Annotated in this window: 20 protein-coding genes and 1 tRNA gene; 3 read left to right on the top strand and 18 right to left on the bottom strand. The window is 64.5% G+C overall.

Going from position 1 to position 13,617, the window contains the following annotated elements:
• Nucleotides 1–73: 73 nt before the first annotated feature.
• The 3 genes from QC826_RS20270 to QC826_RS20260 all read left to right on the top strand — a co-directional run bounded on the left by QC826_RS20270 (nucleotide 74) and on the right by QC826_RS20260 (nucleotide 3,679).
• Nucleotides 74–2,137 carry a putative bifunctional diguanylate cyclase/phosphodiesterase gene (locus QC826_RS20270; RefSeq protein WP_279762181.1) on the top strand — a complete coding sequence of 688 codons (2,064 nt, stop codon included), beginning with the start codon at nucleotides 74–76 and terminating at the stop codon, nucleotides 2,135–2,137.
• A 97-nt stretch (nucleotides 2,138–2,234) separates the two neighbouring features.
• A tRNA-Ser gene (locus QC826_RS20265) sits at nucleotides 2,235–2,324 on the top strand.
• Nucleotides 2,325–2,521: 197 nt separating this feature from the next.
• Nucleotides 2,522–3,679 carry a tyrosine-type recombinase/integrase gene (locus QC826_RS20260; RefSeq protein WP_279762180.1) on the top strand — a complete coding sequence of 386 codons (1,158 nt, stop codon included), beginning with the start codon at nucleotides 2,522–2,524 and terminating at the stop codon, nucleotides 3,677–3,679.
• Here QC826_RS20260 and QC826_RS20255 read toward each other — a convergent pair.
• The 18 genes from QC826_RS20255 to QC826_RS31735 form a co-directional block, all read right to left on the bottom strand.
• Nucleotides 3,666–3,875 carry a helix-turn-helix transcriptional regulator gene (locus QC826_RS20255; protein WP_279762179.1) on the bottom strand — a complete coding sequence of 70 codons (210 nt, stop codon included), beginning with the start codon at nucleotides 3,873–3,875 and terminating at the stop codon, nucleotides 3,666–3,668. The two genes, QC826_RS20260 and QC826_RS20255, sit on opposite strands and share 14 nt — an antisense overlap.
• Complete coding sequence (locus tag QC826_RS20250) at nucleotides 3,868–4,164, bottom strand: hypothetical protein (protein ID WP_279762178.1); 297 nt, start codon at nucleotides 4,162–4,164, stop codon at nucleotides 3,868–3,870. The genes QC826_RS20255 and QC826_RS20250 overlap by 8 nt, the downstream gene beginning before the upstream one ends.
• On the bottom strand, nucleotides 4,161–5,708 hold the full coding sequence (locus QC826_RS20245) for a DNA cytosine methyltransferase (protein ID WP_279762177.1): 1,548 nt from the start codon (nucleotides 5,706–5,708) through the stop codon (nucleotides 4,161–4,163). Before QC826_RS20245 ends, QC826_RS20250 begins: the two co-directional genes overlap by 4 nt.
• Nucleotides 5,705–6,007, bottom strand: a complete 303-nt coding sequence (locus QC826_RS20240; protein ID WP_279762176.1) for a hypothetical protein — start codon at nucleotides 6,005–6,007, stop codon at nucleotides 5,705–5,707. The genes QC826_RS20245 and QC826_RS20240 overlap by 4 nt, the downstream gene beginning before the upstream one ends.
• Entirely contained in the window at nucleotides 6,004–7,122 is a 1,119-nt protein-coding gene (locus tag QC826_RS20235; protein ID WP_279762175.1) for an RNA-directed DNA polymerase, read from the bottom strand. The genes QC826_RS20240 and QC826_RS20235 overlap by 4 nt, the downstream gene beginning before the upstream one ends.
• Before the next feature lie 232 nt (nucleotides 7,123–7,354).
• Nucleotides 7,355–7,744 carry a four helix bundle protein gene (locus QC826_RS20230; protein ID WP_279762174.1) on the bottom strand — a complete coding sequence of 130 codons (390 nt, stop codon included), beginning with the start codon at nucleotides 7,742–7,744 and terminating at the stop codon, nucleotides 7,355–7,357.
• Nucleotides 7,745–7,761: 17 nt separating this feature from the next.
• The gene (locus tag QC826_RS20225) at nucleotides 7,762–8,373 is read right to left on the bottom strand and encodes a DUF1566 domain-containing protein (protein ID WP_279762173.1); all 612 of its coding nucleotides are present in this window, start codon (nucleotides 8,371–8,373) and stop codon (nucleotides 7,762–7,764) included.
• A 23-nt stretch (nucleotides 8,374–8,396) separates the two neighbouring features.
• On the bottom strand, nucleotides 8,397–8,741 hold the full coding sequence (locus tag QC826_RS20220) for a hypothetical protein (protein WP_279762172.1): 345 nt from the start codon (nucleotides 8,739–8,741) through the stop codon (nucleotides 8,397–8,399).
• Between the two features lie 43 nt (nucleotides 8,742–8,784).
• Nucleotides 8,785–8,982 carry a hypothetical protein gene (locus QC826_RS20215; RefSeq protein ID WP_279762171.1) on the bottom strand — a complete coding sequence of 66 codons (198 nt, stop codon included), beginning with the start codon at nucleotides 8,980–8,982 and terminating at the stop codon, nucleotides 8,785–8,787.
• Entirely contained in the window at nucleotides 8,979–9,860 is an 882-nt protein-coding gene (locus tag QC826_RS20210; RefSeq protein ID WP_279762170.1) for a DUF2303 family protein, read from the bottom strand. Before QC826_RS20210 ends, QC826_RS20215 begins: the two co-directional genes overlap by 4 nt.
• On the bottom strand, nucleotides 9,857–10,207 hold the full coding sequence (locus tag QC826_RS20205) for a hypothetical protein (protein WP_279762169.1): 351 nt from the start codon (nucleotides 10,205–10,207) through the stop codon (nucleotides 9,857–9,859). The genes QC826_RS20210 and QC826_RS20205 overlap by 4 nt, the downstream gene beginning before the upstream one ends.
• A gap of 47 nt (nucleotides 10,208–10,254) precedes the next feature.
• Nucleotides 10,255–10,644, bottom strand: a complete 390-nt coding sequence (locus QC826_RS20200) for a hypothetical protein (protein WP_279762168.1) — start codon at nucleotides 10,642–10,644, stop codon at nucleotides 10,255–10,257.
• A gap of 12 nt (nucleotides 10,645–10,656) precedes the next feature.
• On the bottom strand, nucleotides 10,657–10,842 hold the full coding sequence (locus QC826_RS20195) for a hypothetical protein (protein ID WP_279762167.1): 186 nt from the start codon (nucleotides 10,840–10,842) through the stop codon (nucleotides 10,657–10,659).
• Between the two features lie 113 nt (nucleotides 10,843–10,955).
• Nucleotides 10,956–11,096: a hypothetical protein gene (locus QC826_RS20190; RefSeq protein WP_279762166.1), complete on the bottom strand. Its 141-nt coding sequence runs from the start codon at nucleotides 11,094–11,096 to the stop codon at nucleotides 10,956–10,958.
• Complete coding sequence (locus QC826_RS20185) at nucleotides 11,093–11,533, bottom strand: hypothetical protein (protein ID WP_279762165.1); 441 nt, start codon at nucleotides 11,531–11,533, stop codon at nucleotides 11,093–11,095. The genes QC826_RS20190 and QC826_RS20185 overlap by 4 nt, the downstream gene beginning before the upstream one ends.
• A gap of 64 nt (nucleotides 11,534–11,597) precedes the next feature.
• A complete protein-coding gene (locus QC826_RS20180; protein WP_279762164.1) occupies nucleotides 11,598–12,227 on the bottom strand; it encodes a DUF1566 domain-containing protein in 630 nt (209 codons plus the stop codon).
• Between the two features lie 61 nt (nucleotides 12,228–12,288).
• Nucleotides 12,289–12,921: a DUF1566 domain-containing protein gene (locus tag QC826_RS20175; RefSeq protein ID WP_279762163.1), complete on the bottom strand. Its 633-nt coding sequence runs from the start codon at nucleotides 12,919–12,921 to the stop codon at nucleotides 12,289–12,291.
• Nucleotides 12,922–13,105: 184 nt separating this feature from the next.
• Nucleotides 13,106–13,597 carry a DUF2628 domain-containing protein gene (locus tag QC826_RS31735; protein WP_409567677.1) on the bottom strand — a complete coding sequence of 164 codons (492 nt, stop codon included), beginning with the start codon at nucleotides 13,595–13,597 and terminating at the stop codon, nucleotides 13,106–13,108.
• Nucleotides 13,598–13,617: the final 20 nt, after the last annotated feature.

The raw sequence follows: 13,617 nt of genomic DNA, 5'->3' as shown, positions 1-13,617 counted from the left end.
CGCCGGAAACCTACTGGCAGGGCCAGTTGCAGGCCTACCACTGGGCCATCCAAGTGAGCCGGAACCTCTAGCCATGCTCGCCCATCCCGTCTCCGACTTCCTCAGCAACAGCGCCGCCCTCTGCGACGCGGTCTTGCGTTTGCGTGGTGCGGCGCTGGCGGAGGAACTGGGACGCATCGCCCGCAGCGTGCTCAACAGCCCGGACGGCCGCTACCTGCCGGCCGACCACGTCGCCGGCCCGGCCGAGCTCGCGGCCGACCCCGAGCACAGCCTGAGCCAGGCCGTCCAGTTCGACGAACAATATTTCGGCCGCTTCATCGTCAGCGGCCGGGCCGGCTACAGCGAGACCGACCGCCAGCACCTGGCCAGCCTGGCCAGCGTCGCCGCCAGCGTGTTGCAGGTGCACTCGCTGGCGCAGCGCTCGACCCACGCCTACGTCCAGGTCGAAGCGCAGCTGCAACACCAGTCGCAGATCCTCGACCAGATCCACGAATCCGTGCTGACGATGGACCTGAGCGGCTTCATCACCAGCTGGAACAAGGGCGCCGAGCGGCTGTTCGGCTACAGCTCGGTCGAAGCCGTCGGCCGCAACATCCTCTTCCTGTACGAGGACGAGGACATGAGCTTCCACGACGCCTTCGTCGAGCAGGGCGGGCGGCTGATGGAGGTGCGGCGCAAAAAGAAGTCCGGCGAGATCTTCTGGGCCAGCCTGTCGCTGTCGCCCCTGTGCGACATGCACGACCGCTCGATCGGCCTGATCGCCTACCTGACCGACATCACCGAACGCAAGCTGGCCGAGGAGCGCATCCACCACCTGGCCTACTACGACGCCCTGACCAACCTGCCCAACCGCACCCTGCTGACCAAGCTGGTCGACCAGGCGCTCACCGTGGCCCAGCGCAGCAAGTTGCACGGCTGCGTGTTGTTCATCGACCTGAACCGCTTCAAGATGATCAACGACACCCTGGGCCGGCAGATCGGCGACGAGTTGCTGCGCGACGTCGCCCAGCGCTTCCGCTCCGTGCTGCGCGACCAGGACCTGGTGGCCCGGCTGGGCGGCGACGAGTTCGCCGTCGGCCTGTTCGACATCAGCCAGCACTACGAGGCCAGCATGGTGGCGCACAAGCTGCTGGCCGCGCTCAGCGCCCCCTTCCTGATCGGCGGCCATGATTTGCGCGTTGGCGGCAGCATCGGCATCAGCGTCTACCCGCAGGACGGCGGCGACGCCGAAACCCTGCTGCGCCTGGCCGACATCGCCATGTACCGCGCCAAGCAAGGCGGCGGCGACGCCGACGGCGACCACGTCGCCTTCTACAGCCAGGACATGAACCAGGGCATGCAGGAGCGCATGCGCATCGAATCGGGCCTGCGCCACGCGCTCGGCAACGGCCAACTGCTGCTGCACTACCAGCCCAAGTTTTCCATCGCCAGCGGCAAGATCATCGGCGCCGAAGCGCTGGTGCGCTGGCTGCACCCCGAGCGCGGCCTGGTGCCGCCGGCCGAGTTCATCCCCCTGGCCGAAGCCACCGGGCTGGTGGTGCAGGTCGGCGAATGGGTGCTCGAAGCCGCCTGCGCCCAGGCGCAGCAATGGAAGCAAGCCGGCCTGCCGCCGATCCGGCTCGCCGTCAACGTCTCCGCGCGCGAATTCACCTCCGCGCTGCCCGGGCGGGTGCAGGAAACGCTGGTGCGCTACGGGCTGGAGCCGACCTGGCTCGAGCTCGAGATCACCGAAAGCACGTTGATGCACAACATCGACCGCGTGATCGGCATCATGGACCGCATCACCGCGCTCGGCGTGACCCTATCGCTGGACGACTTCGGCACCGGCTACTCCAGCCTGTCGTACTTGAAGCGCTTCCCCATCGACACGCTGAAGATCGACCGCTCCTTCACCACCGGCATCCCCGGCGACGCCAACGACTGCGCCATCGCCAGCACCATCATCAGCATCGCCCAGCAGCTCAAGCACAAAGTCATCGCCGAAGGGGTCGAGACCGTCGAGCAGCTCGCCTTCCTCAAAAGTTCCGGCTGCGACGAAGTGCAAGGCTATTTGTTCGCCCGGCCGCTGACCGCCGAAGCCTTCGAGCAAGCGCTGCGGGAGAATTGGCAGCAGGGGCAGGGCGGCCATGCTGCCTGAGTCGGGGACGGGCGCCGGAGTGTTGGTGGCGTAGGCGGCGGATGCAGGCTTTTGCTGCAATCGCACAATGAATTCTGTATAATGCGCGCACAACTAAGGAAGCGTGGCCGAGTGGTTGAAGGCAGCAGTCTTGAAAACTGCCGACGGTGTGAGCCGTTCGTGAGTTCGAATCTCACCGCTTCCGCCAAGTACCCCAAATCTTGGTCAATGGAATGCAGCTAAATGCACCCATAAAATCATAAAAATCAACGACTTATGGCGGGATTAGCCGTTCCGAGTCGCAGATTTATCAAACCAAGATAATCGAGTCACACAGTCGCGTGTAGGTTCATTTGTAGGTATGATGCGAATTCCATTCTCACCGTACCTACAGGACCGGCCGCCATGGCGATCAATACCCTCACCGATACCGACTGCCGCAAGGCCACACCCAACGATGGCAAGCTGCGCAAGCTGTTCGACGGCCATGGCCTGATGCTGGCCGTCCTGCCGAGCGGAAACAAGGTATGGCGCATGGCCTACCGCAACGCCGGCGGCAAGCAGCAGACGGCGGTGATCGGCCCCTACCCCCTGATCGGGCTGAAGGAGGCGCGCGAGCGCCGGGACGCGCTGCGGCTAAAACTGGTCGATGGGGAGAATCTGAGGCCGAGGGGCAAGGCTAGGCCCTCGATTACCCTCAGCCAGGCAATTGCCGATTACTGGGCTGGCCGCAATGATATCAGCGATGGCTACAAGGCGAATGCGCTACGGGCGCTGGAGATGCACTTGGTCCCCACGCTGGGCAAGACGCTCGTGCGCGAAATCACCAAGGAGACGCTGATGGATGCGCTGCGCCCAATGGATGAGGCCGGCCTGTCGGTTTACGTCCGGCGTGTGCGCATGTGGGTCGGCCAGGTGCTGGACTGGTCCGTGCAGCACGGGCACTGCGATGCAAACCCGGCTTCCAGCATCAATTCGAAGGTCGCCTTCTCGCGCAAACCGCGCGAAGGGTTCGCGGCGCTGCCGCTGGCCGAGGTCCACCCATTTCTGGATCGCTTGGCGCTGGAGGATGAAATCCAGTCCGTCCTGGCCTGCAAGCTCCTGGCGCTGACCTGGACCCGCACCGATGAGCTGCGGCGGATGACGTGGGCCGAAGTGGAGGGGGATGTCTGGCGGATACCCGGCAAGCGGATGAAGAAGGGCCGCGAGCACCTGGTGCCGCTGTCGACGCAGGTGCTGGCCCTGCTGGCTGAAATGAAGCTGCGGTCGCGCGGCAGCATTTACGTGTTCCCGAACGACCGGACGGGCAGCCGGCCCATGAGCGAGAATTCCATCCTGTACCTGATCCATCGCATCGGCTACAAGGGGAAGATGACAGGGCACGGCTGGCGCAAGGTCGGATCGACCTGGGCGAACGAGCATGAGTACAACTCAGACCACGTCGAGGTCCAGCTGGCGCACAAGGACGGCGGCGTGCGCGGCGTGTACAACTCAGCGGAATATCTGAAACAGCGTCGAGTGATGCTTCAGGCATTCGCTGATTGGCTGTTCAAAGCAGATTGATCCCGGCCGTCTGCAGCGTTGACAGACGCCATCCCACCGTGCGTTGGGTGATGGCAATGTCGGCACGCGGCATCTTTCCCTCCCGGATCCAGCGCCGCAGCGTTTCCGATGTGACGCCCAGCATTTTGTACAGGTTCTGCCGGTAGATGATGCGGTCCTCGGACATTGCTTTTTCCTTTGTATTATGATCATTCATAGTTTCCTCCATGGGGATTGTGCTCATCTTTCAGAAAAACTGGGTGCTGAGCCAGCGACGCTCGGTACTGCCCCAGCGTCTGGAACGTCATGGCGTGGCCGTCGTTGTCGATCAGCGCGAGCAGGGCGTCCCGGTCGCGCGCGGCGACGCAGGCCGCGTGCTGGATGGTGGCGATGTCGCGCTCGAGCTGGTGGATTCGGTCGAGCACCAGCCGCTCACCGGCGGCCGTCAGTGGCGTTCCGCTGCAAAGCAGGGTCTTGGCGTCGGAAGTGTCGTTCGATATGGTCATGCCGCCCTCGCGAATTGTTGTTCATGTTTAAAGTTCGCCTCGATCAGCGCCCGGGCCAACGGCGGGCACACGCTGTTGCCGATCATGCGCACCTGCGCCGCCTTCGATAGCCGCTTGCCGTTGTGGACCAGCTCGAGGATGTACGACTCGGGGAAGCCCTGGGCCCGGGCAAGCTCGCGCGGCGTGAGCATGCGCATGCCGATGTCGACGATGGCGTAGTCCTCGCCGCGTATCGCGACCAGGCCGATGCGGTCCTTCGTCGGGATCGTGTGCATCGGGTCGGTCAGCGCCTGGTCCTGCCCGCCCTCGCTGTAGTACTTGATCAGGAAGGCACGCACCTCGCCGATGTGCGTGCCGCCGCCGATGATCGTCGGTACTGGCTCCAGGATGCTTTTCCCCGCCTGGTTGTTGCGCAGGCTGACCAGGGTGCTGGTCACGACCGAATGGTGGTCGGTTGTCGTGACGGCGCCGAACGGCACGGTCACGGCCGTTCCGACCACGCCGCCGTAGTGCTTGGCCAGCATGGCGCTGACCAGCGCGAAGTGGCCGCCCTTGATCTCGGCGCACTGGGTGCGCAGCGGCTCGTCCGCGGCGAAGTTGCGTTGCGTCGATCCGTTCGCGTGTTCCGTCAGGAAGGGCACGGCATCGCCGGGAACGACGAACGGCTCGTCGGCGTTGACGATGTACTTCATGACGCCCTTGGCGATGCGCGCCAGCGTCTTGTCGGCCAGCTCCTTCTTGCGCCCGAAGATGCTGGTGCAGGGGATCGACCAGTCGATGCAGTCGGCGGCCGTGCGCCACGGCTTCAGGCCGGAGGTGGCGAAGCTCGGCAGCGCCGGGTTGCCGTGCGTCGGCTTGGGCCAGTGGATGGCCAGGCCGTCGCGGCGGGCGAATACGAACAGGCGCTTGCGGATGGTTGGCGTGCCAAAGTCGCAGGCGCGCAGAATACGGTGCTCGACCTTGTAACCCAGTCCCCGGAACAGGCGCTCCATGGGGAAGTCGGCGCCCAACGCGGCGTAGATTTCGGGCACATCCGGGTGGTTGCGGTCCAGGCCAGTCGACAGCGCGTCGAGGAAGGCGTCGAACGTGCGGCCCTTCTCGGATGCGATGGGCTGGCCGGCGTCGTCCAGCGGCCCCCAGTCGCGAAACTCCTCCACGTTCTCCAGCGCGATGCAGCGCGGCCACTGGAACGCGCCCCACTTCAGCGTCACCCAGGCCAATCCACGTATCTTCTTTTCGCGCGGCTTGCCGCCCTTGGCCTTGCTATGGTGCTTGCAGTCCGGGCTGAACCACGCCAGCCCGATGGGGCGGTTGCCTGTGATAAAGCCCGGATGGACGGCGTACACGTCCTCCTGGCAGTGGGCGGTGGACGGGTGGTTCGCCGCGTGCATGGCCAGGGCCTCGCCGTTGTGGTTGATGGCCACGTCGACCGGCCGGCCGAAGGCCTGCTCGATGCCCTCGGAGGCGCCGCCACCGCCGGCGAAGTTGTCGATCAGCAGCTCGTTGCCCAGGTCCAGTGGTAGGGTGAAGTTGTCGCGTTTCATACCCTGATTTCCAATTGCTGTGGCGCACGTTGCAGTATCGTTAAGCAAATGCCCTGGTCATTCATTGGGATGCCGTTCGGCAGAAATGAGCGTACATGCGCCAGCTTGACCTCGCCGGCATCGGTCTTGATGTGGACGAATATTCCGCTGTCGCACTCAACCATCTTCTGGATTACCCCTTCGATAGGGGGCATGGGCGCCGGGGCGAACAGCTCCGTCCCGTCCTGCCGGAGCCGCGTACCGATTTCCAGGTAATCGCCTGTTACCAGTCTTAGGCGGGTAAATTGTCGTTTGCTCATGCTGCTTTCCGATAGGTTTTTGTGAAGGACTGGTTGACGCAGTGGCCGCGCCGCAGCACGGCGCGTGCCAGCGCGGCGCGGTCAGCGTGGCTGCTCTTGGACTGGCCCAGCAGGCCGAAGTAGCTGTTGGCCGACGCGAACACCTCGTCCGTGTCGATCCTGGCCACCCGGTTGACGGCTTGGCGGACCGTGCGGCGCCGGGTCCGCGTGTTCCACGGCTTGACGACGTGGCCGACGAAGTCCACGCCGCGCGCAAGCGGCTGGAGGATGGTCTTGGTCGGGTTCAGGTTCGCGTGCAGCTGGCCGGGCAGGAAGTCGTTGATGTCGGCCAGCGCGGCGTTCAGCCACTGCGGCGACTCGTGCAGTAGGATGAAGTCGTCGACGTAGCGGATGTAGTGCCGGGCCCGCAGCTTGTGCTTTACGTGCTGGTCCAGCGCGTCCAGGTACACGTTGGCGAAGAACTGCGACGACAGGTTGCCGATCGGCAGGCCGCGCGTGGCGGGGTGGTTCGCCAGCCGCTTGTGCGGCGGCACCAGGGCCAGCAGCTCCGGCGCGCCGCGCAGCTGGTAGTCCGTGCGCGGGTCGTGGAACAGGATCGTCTCGGCCAGGCGCAGCCACCAGGGCTCCGTTATGCGCGCGGCCAGCTGGCCGTGCAGCACGGTCTTGTCGATGGCGACGAAGAAGTTCGCCAGGTCGCATTTCAAGTACCAGACCGGCTTGGCCCAGTTCTCGGTGGCGCTGCGGATCTTCGCCTCGAGCCGGCGCGCCGCGTACAGCGTGCCCCGGCCCGGGATGCAGGCGCAGGTGTCGGCGATGAAGGAGGCGTAGAAGCTCGGCGCCACGCGGTTGTAGAGCAGGTGGTGCACGACCCGGTCGCGGAAGTCGGCCGCCCACACTTCGCGCGGCTTCGGCCTGGTGACGACGAAGCAGACCGACGTGCCGGGCGTGTAGGAGCCGTCGCGCAGCTCGTCGCGCAGCTCAATGAGGTTGCGCTCCAGGTTCAGTTCGAACGCAAGAGCGCTGGGGGTGTTACGTTTGCTCTTCCGGCAATCGAAATACGCGATTGCCAGCTCTTCAAACGTGAAGTCTGCATCGGAATGATCTGCGGACAGCACGGGCGCGCCCGGCGTACGACTTGTGGTTGTTGTTCTGGTTGCCATCGTCGAAATTCTGGTTCCACGCGTTGTTCGGGTTGCCGGCGTACTGCGTCAATTCGTGCTATCTACGTCGCCCCGCCGAAGGCCGTGGCCGATCAGCGGGGGAACTGCGCCAGGCCTGTCCGGACACCGCCGGGTGGTTCCTGTGGTGCGCTTGGCGGTGGCCTTGTGGGCCAGCGGCACGACCAGATTAAAAGTCGCTCAGACCTCGCCGCCGTGACGGTGAGGTAGCAGGCGCCGATGCGGATTGCTTTCGCCAGCCATTGGCCTGCCGGCCGATCATGTCCGTCAGCTCGATCACCTTCGCGTACTGCGGGACAGAAACGAAGCGCATGTCCTTGGAGAGGCGGAAGAGCAGCTCGGTCACCTGCACCCGCTCGAGCAGCCTGTCCAGGTACGGCGTTTTGTCCTGGGAGCAGTTCGCGCGGAAGACCAGTACCGTCAAGTTGACGCACTCCTCGTTGATCTTCCGGCCGATGGTCGGCTTGAAGTCGCGAGGCATGCTCCTGGTGAGCTCGACGGACAGCAGCATCAGCTGGTAGGTCAGTTTGTAGATCGGAAGGTCGGTATGGAGGGCCATGGTGGCGAATTGTTAAATTATTGAATGACTAATCTGCGGACAGAACGGGCGCGCCCGGCGGACGACTTGGGGCCGTAGTTCTGGTTGCCATCGTCGAAAAACTGGCCCCACGCGAAGTCCGGGTTGCCGGCGTACTGCGTGCTGGACCAGTGCAGGGAAGGCGCCAGCGCCTCCGCACCTCCTTGCTGAAACGCCGCCAAACTGGTCTGCGCGGGTACGGTTTCCGTGTACGGGTAGCCGACAGGGGAGCTGCTCGGGTTATCGCCGTCGCGTAAGGTCACGGCGTTCTCGTCGGCGGTAGGTTTCAGCGCGCGGTAGAGGATCTCCAGCTCGTCGCGGGCAGGGATGTACCAGTCGCTGAAGCCGTCGATGTTCAGGCTGCGCGCCCACTGGGCCATCTCGCTGCTGGCCGTCGCCAGCGCGGTGGTGTTGGCCATACCGTCCGAGTAGTGCTCGGCGCCGGCGATGCTGTCGAGCGACTGGTTCCAGACGCCCTGGTACTCGCCCGCCTGTTTCGGCGAGACGATCAGTGCGTAGGTCTCGGCGCCGACGTTGACCAGGCCGGCGAAGAAACCGCCGCCGAATGCGGCGCCGATGGCGGCCGGGATTGCTTGGGTATTGAGGTTCATTTCGTTCTTTCGTGAGGTACTGGTTATGCGCCGACGGTGGCGCAATAGATTTCAACGGCGGCGACGGCTTCGGACAGCTTGTTGACCGGCACCATCGCCAGGCGCCCGTCGATGCCCGCTATCGCCTGACGCAGCGCCGCCGCCTCGCTGTCCTTCAGTCCGACCTTGCCGATGCGCTCGTAGCGGTCGCAAACATCGAGCATCGTGTTGTTCGCGCAGTCCAGCGCTGTGCCGGCCATGCCGGCCCGGCACAGCGCCGCGAGCATTTTGGACATCTGGTTGTAGGTGTCCGGCGACGGGCGCGCGATCAACGTCTCGGCCGTCATGCGCAGCTCGAGCGCCAGCTTCCGATGGGTCTCGGTGACCATGGGCACGTTACCTTTCGGGAGCGGGCGGCGGTGATACATGGCGCTACACCTGGCAGGCGGCGCGCGCCAACTGGTCGAGGGGGATGGTCCACGGCCGGCCGTCCAGGGCGCCTTCCACCTGAACGGCCGCAACCTTGCGACCGTTGCTCAGGTCGCGCAGGATGTCGCTGACGACGCCTTCCTGCGGGCCGTGCTCACTATCGAACTTGACCGGCGTGCCGGCGGTGATGGGCTTGATCATGGCTTGCCCATCAGCACGGTGAAGCCGCTGGAGCGGGCCGAGTCGACATAGGCGTCGAACGCCTCTTCGACAGCGTTTTCCGGCCGGTCCAGCTCGTACCAGAACTTCACCTTGCCGCCGCCCAGGCGGTACTTCAGGCGGGCGCGGACCTTGTAGGCTTGGCCGTTCTTGAACAGGCGCACGCCGATGGCGAACTCGCGGGGGATTTCGATATTGCCGTCGCCGCCGGCCGTGGCCGTGATCTCCTCGGAATAGCCTAGCTGCACCTGGTCGTTGTCCAGGCGGCGGTGGCTGCTGAACTTGACCTCGGTCTTCGCCTGCAGCGTCAGGGCCACCTTCTGCAGCATTTCGCCGGACGGCTCCACGATGTCGACCAGGTTGTCTTCGAGGAAAATGGCGAACTCCTCCTGCTCCATCGTGACCTTGTTCTTGGCCAGCCAGGTCGAGAACTCGCGGCTCAGCTCGGCGGTGTACACGGCGCGGTAGTCGCGCCAGCCGGCCGGCGCCTCGTGCTCCTGGTTGTCGTTCAGGACCGCCGTCAGCGTGCGCTTCTCCACGTCGGCGTAGATGAAGCACTCGAGCGGGGTGCTCTGCACGCAGACGAACGTGGTGAAGCTCTCCACCGCCGTCAGGTGGACGGTGCCGGTCTTGCGGTGCGGCGTCGGCGCTGCGGCGCGCACCTTGTCGGTGATGGACTCGACCCGGTAGCCTTCCGGGGTGATGATGAAGTGGGCATCGCCCTGCTGGTGGATGGCGCCGGCGGCGGCCACCAGGCTCTTGATCTTGTCGATCGTGGAGGCGTCGAGGTGCAGGTGTTCCGCGCCCCGCGTGGCGCCGATGGCCGAAAATTCGGCGGTGCTGTTGGTTTCGTTGCTCATTTCGATGCTTCCTTCAGGTTGGTGGGTGGGGCGCTGGATGCGTCACGCAGGTCCAGGGTGGTTTGCTTCGGGTGGTTGCGCGACAGCTCGTGGTCGTCCGTCAGCCAGTAGAAGTCGTCGCCGCGTTCCGGGGATGGAACCTTGATCGACACCTTGTCGGTGATCACGACCTTGTCGACGTCCTGGCCGCGACTGGCGGGCTTGATCTTGATCTCCACGGACAGGCTGCCGCCCTTGCCGGTGTTCTTGACGGCGGCCAGCAGCTCGTCGAGGCACTTGGTCAGCTCGGTGTGCGTGCGGCCGTCGCGCATGTCCTGGAGGAAGATGGAAAATGCTTTGTTGCTCATGTTGGTTCGCTACCTTTCTGGGTGCGGTGGGGTGGCGCCGGCGCGGATCAGTATTTCTTGCCGCCGGCGGCGAGGCGCGCGGCCGGCTGGTGGTCCGGGCGGGTCTGGTTGTAGGCGATCAGCTCGGCGATGGTCGTGCCCAGGTCGAAGCCCTCCTCGCCGGCGATGTCGAAGATGCGCATGACGGCGCCGGCCAGCTTGGTCTCGAACACCTGGCGATGCGGCAGGTGGGTGTCCATGGCGCTGGTGCGGTGGCCCTCGACGGCCTTGGCCAGCTGGGTGGTGGCCAGCATCACCAGCTCGGCGCGGTTCTTCTCGATGCCCTTGCCGGACTTCGGATCGGTCCACCAGCCGATATCCACGGCGGCGGCGTGGCACTGTTGGGTGAGGATTTGCCCGGCCACCTGCAGCGCCGGGTTGTTGATTTCAATCGTCATGACTTGACCCTTTCAGTCTTTGTCGTTGGCTTGCAGCTTCTTCACATCGAACCGTTCGCGGCGCTGCATGTGCCGTCGAGCGAGTAAATTCAGGATCAGGGCCTGCGCCCGGATCTTCAGCATGTCGTCCAGCGATACGCTGGTCTGCAGCGCGCGGTGCGCGATCTCAAGGGCGGCGCGATCCGGTGTCGCCGCCATGGTCAGAACCCTGTGGCGGCGACCCGCGCGGCGCGCTGGCAGGCCCTGGTGCGGCTCAGGCCTTGCCGGCGGTAGTACTGGTAGCAGTAGAAGAACGTGCGCATGACGACTCCTCAAAGTGGCAGGACGGTCACGCCGCAGGCGCCGTGCCGGTCCAGTGCTGCAAGGTGGACTGCGCCGCTGTCGGTGCCGATCGCGAAATAGGTGGCCTTGGCCAGGCCCAGCCGGCGCACCGTCACGACGAAGGCGCTCATGCCGCGTCGATCCGGCCGAGCAGCGCGCGGATGCCGGCGATGGTCGCCGCCGAGACGGTGCCGCTGGCCTCGTAGTCCTGGTCCGCCTGGCGGCATGCGCTGGCCAGCTCCTCGCTGTAGGCCATGCGCGCGGCGACGGTGCCGAGCTTGGCCTGAGGAACGCCGCCCGGGCTGCGCGCCGGGGCGCTGCGGCCGATGTAGTGGCCCTCGGCGTCGTACAGCGAGTAGCAGCCCGTCGAGCAGAGGCGCGCCCGGACGCCGCTGGCGCGCTGCTGCGCGGTCAGAAAGTCGGCGTGGGCCTGGAGCCGTTCGGCGTGCAGCTGGTCGTTCATCAGCTTGACGGGATCGACCGCGAAGAAGCGGCGGTTGTCGTCAGTCAGGGGCAGGGCGTCACGGTGGCCAGACGTAAAAACAAGATTCAGATTCGGCTTCGTCATGATGTTCATCCGCGCAAAGGTTGGGCGACCGGGGCGGCGCCCCGGGGGTCGAATTGATGAAGGACTAAATTGCGAATCTGCGGACAGCACGGGCGCGCCCGGCGTACGACTTGTGGTAGCCGTCCTGGTTGCCACCGTCGAAATTCTGGCTCCACGCGTAGTCCGGGTTGCCGGCGTACTGCGTGCTGGACCAGTACCAGCCGGGCACCAGGGCATCGGCTTGGTCTTCGATCAGCGCCGCCACGGCGGTCTGCGCCGGCGACGTGCGGGTGTACTTCTCGCCGGCCGGGACGCTGTTCGCGTTGACGCCGGAGCCGGTGTAGTTGGCCGCTGCGGACGGCTTGAAGTGGCGGTACAGGATCTCCATCTCGTCGCGGGAAGGGATGTACCAGTCGGCAAAGCCGCCGATGTCCAGCGCCAGTGCGCGCTCGGCCAGCTTGCTGCCGGCGGCGTCCATGGAGATGGTGTTTTCGCGGCCGTCGCGCAGACTGACGGCGTCGGCGACGTTGGCCGTGCTGGCGTTCCAGCGGCCGCTCAGCTCGCCTTCGGCGCCGGCCATGACCAGGCCGTAGAGGATGCCTTCGACGCGGATCTGGCCGGCGAAGTAGCCACCGGCGAACAGGGTGCCGATTTCCGGCAAGGCCTGAGCGGTGTCAGGGGCGTGGGTGGGGCATGCGGCGGCTATCGCGTTCATTTTGTGGCTCCGGTGGTAGGGAAGGGGGCGCCGCTGGCGGCGCGTACAAATGGATGAAGGACTAAATTGCGAATCTGCGGACAGCACGGGCGCGCCCGGCGTACGACTTGTGGCCGTAGTACTGGCCGCCATCGTCGAAATTCTGGCTCCACGCGTAGTACGGGAAGCCGGCGTACTGCGTGCTGGACCAGTACCAGGCGGCCTCCAGCGCCTCGGCGGCGCCCTGGCGGAAGAGCTCCACGGCGGTTTGTTCGGGCAGCTCCTCGGTGTAGCTCGCGCCGGCCGGCACGCTGCTCTCGTTGGCGCCCTCGCCATCCCAGTTGGCCTCGGTGGTCGGCTTGAAGTGGCGGTACACTAGCTCCAGCTCGTCGCGGGCCGGCACGTACCAGTCGGCAAAGCCGTCGATGGTCAGCGCCAGCGCGGCCTGGGCCAGCTCGCTACCGGCGGCGGCCATGGCCTGGGTGTTGGCGAGGCCGTCGGCCAGGCTCTCGGCGCCGGGCACGCTGCGGGTGGTGGTGTTCCATGCGGCGCGCAGTTGGCCGGCGATGCCGGCGACGACCAGACCGTACACGGTGTCGCCGACGCGGATCTGGCCGGCGTAGTAACCGCCGGCGAACGGTGCGCCGATTGCGGGCAGGGCTTGGGATGCTTCAGGGGATGGTGCTGCGGGGGATGCTGCGGTTTGCTGGGACATCTTGTTCTCCATCGGTTGGTGAGTCGATGGAGGTATTTTAGGCATACCTAAAATTCAAGTCAACAAGTATTTCGGTATGCCTAAATTTTTGTGTAAAGAAAAACCAGTCATGAGGGAAGTACCTAACTGGTTGATGTGAAGTGTTGCGCAAATACCAATAGCAACATGCGTGCCCTGGCCTAGACTATTCTTTGGTATGGGGGCTGTTTTCTTGCTGAATGGGCGGTAGGTCGGAGTGGCAGTGCTTGCACTTTACTGCTTCTCTACGAACATCCTCGGCGCAGAAAGGGCATTTCCGGTATGGGGAACTGGCTTCGGCCTCGGGAGCAGAAGCCTTTCGATTCATGAACGTGTTTGTCACTAAGTCAGGGGTTTTTTTCGCTGGCTCTGTGTCCGTCGAGGTGATTTCCTTCCAGCCTCGCCGTAGATACTGTGATGAAAGTAATCTTTTTATCGTGCAGATGTATACAACTGTGGTAATTGGCAGTGAGAGTATAAGGAGCGGTCCACCGCTTATTGCCGCAGGGATGATGACAATCAAAAACCATATCAGGGCATGAGACCACAACCCCTTGTACAACAAGTAGAAGAACCCAAACAATGTAACCCAAACTGCTGGCGCATCTGATAATTCTTCGCGATAACCATTGGATGGGTTCTCAAATACACGGTGCATATCTATTCCTATAGAATTAT

This window comes from Rugamonas sp. DEMB1, assembly GCF_029834475.1.
GTDB lineage: Bacteria > Pseudomonadota > Gammaproteobacteria > Burkholderiales > Burkholderiaceae_D > Rugamonas > Rugamonas rubra.
The sequence above is the reverse complement of the archived record's forward strand: the minus strand, read 5'-3'. Positions and strand labels throughout refer to the sequence as shown.

Bases quoted from the DNA above. Each gene is read 5' to 3' on its own strand.
- QC826_RS20180 (WP_279762164.1), bottom strand. From the start codon at position 12,227: ATGAACGCGATAGCCGCCGCATGCCCCACCCACGCCCCTGACACCGCT.
- QC826_RS20240 (WP_279762176.1), bottom strand. From the start codon at position 6,007: ATGAGCAAACGACAATTTACCCGCCTAAGACTGGTAACAGGCGATTAC.
- QC826_RS20245 (WP_279762177.1), bottom strand. From the start codon at position 5,708: ATGAAACGCGACAACTTCACCCTACCACTGGACCTGGGCAACGAGCTG.
- QC826_RS20230 (WP_279762174.1), bottom strand. From the start codon at position 7,744: ATGGCCCTCCATACCGACCTTCCGATCTACAAACTGACCTACCAGCTG.
- QC826_RS20225 (WP_279762173.1), bottom strand. From the start codon at position 8,373: ATGAACCTCAATACCCAAGCAATCCCGGCCGCCATCGGCGCCGCATTC.
- QC826_RS20205 (WP_279762169.1), bottom strand. From the start codon at position 10,207: ATGAGCAACAAAGCATTTTCCATCTTCCTCCAGGACATGCGCGACGGC.
- QC826_RS20215 (WP_279762171.1), bottom strand. From the start codon at position 8,982: ATGATCAAGCCCATCACCGCCGGCACGCCGGTCAAGTTCGATAGTGAG.
- QC826_RS31735 (WP_409567677.1), bottom strand. From the start codon at position 13,597: ATGCACCGTGTATTTGAGAACCCATCCAATGGTTATCGCGAAGAATTA.
- QC826_RS20190 (WP_279762166.1), bottom strand. From the start codon at position 11,096: ATGAGCGCCTTCGTCGTGACGGTGCGCCGGCTGGGCCTGGCCAAGGCC.
- QC826_RS20175 (WP_279762163.1), bottom strand. From the start codon at position 12,921: ATGTCCCAGCAAACCGCAGCATCCCCCGCAGCACCATCCCCTGAAGCA.
- QC826_RS20210 (WP_279762170.1), bottom strand. From the start codon at position 9,860: ATGAGCAACGAAACCAACAGCACCGCCGAATTTTCGGCCATCGGCGCC.
- QC826_RS20270 (WP_279762181.1), top strand. From the start codon at position 74: ATGCTCGCCCATCCCGTCTCCGACTTCCTCAGCAACAGCGCCGCCCTC.
- QC826_RS20200 (WP_279762168.1), bottom strand. From the start codon at position 10,644: ATGACGATTGAAATCAACAACCCGGCGCTGCAGGTGGCCGGGCAAATC.
- QC826_RS20250 (WP_279762178.1), bottom strand. From the start codon at position 4,164: ATGACCATATCGAACGACACTTCCGACGCCAAGACCCTGCTTTGCAGC.
- QC826_RS20185 (WP_279762165.1), bottom strand. From the start codon at position 11,533: ATGACGAAGCCGAATCTGAATCTTGTTTTTACGTCTGGCCACCGTGAC.
- QC826_RS20195 (WP_279762167.1), bottom strand. From the start codon at position 10,842: ATGGCGGCGACACCGGATCGCGCCGCCCTTGAGATCGCGCACCGCGCG.
- QC826_RS20255 (WP_279762179.1), bottom strand. From the start codon at position 3,875: ATGAATGATCATAATACAAAGGAAAAAGCAATGTCCGAGGACCGCATC.
- QC826_RS20260 (WP_279762180.1), top strand. From the start codon at position 2,522: ATGGCGATCAATACCCTCACCGATACCGACTGCCGCAAGGCCACACCC.
- QC826_RS20220 (WP_279762172.1), bottom strand. From the start codon at position 8,741: ATGGTCACCGAGACCCATCGGAAGCTGGCGCTCGAGCTGCGCATGACG.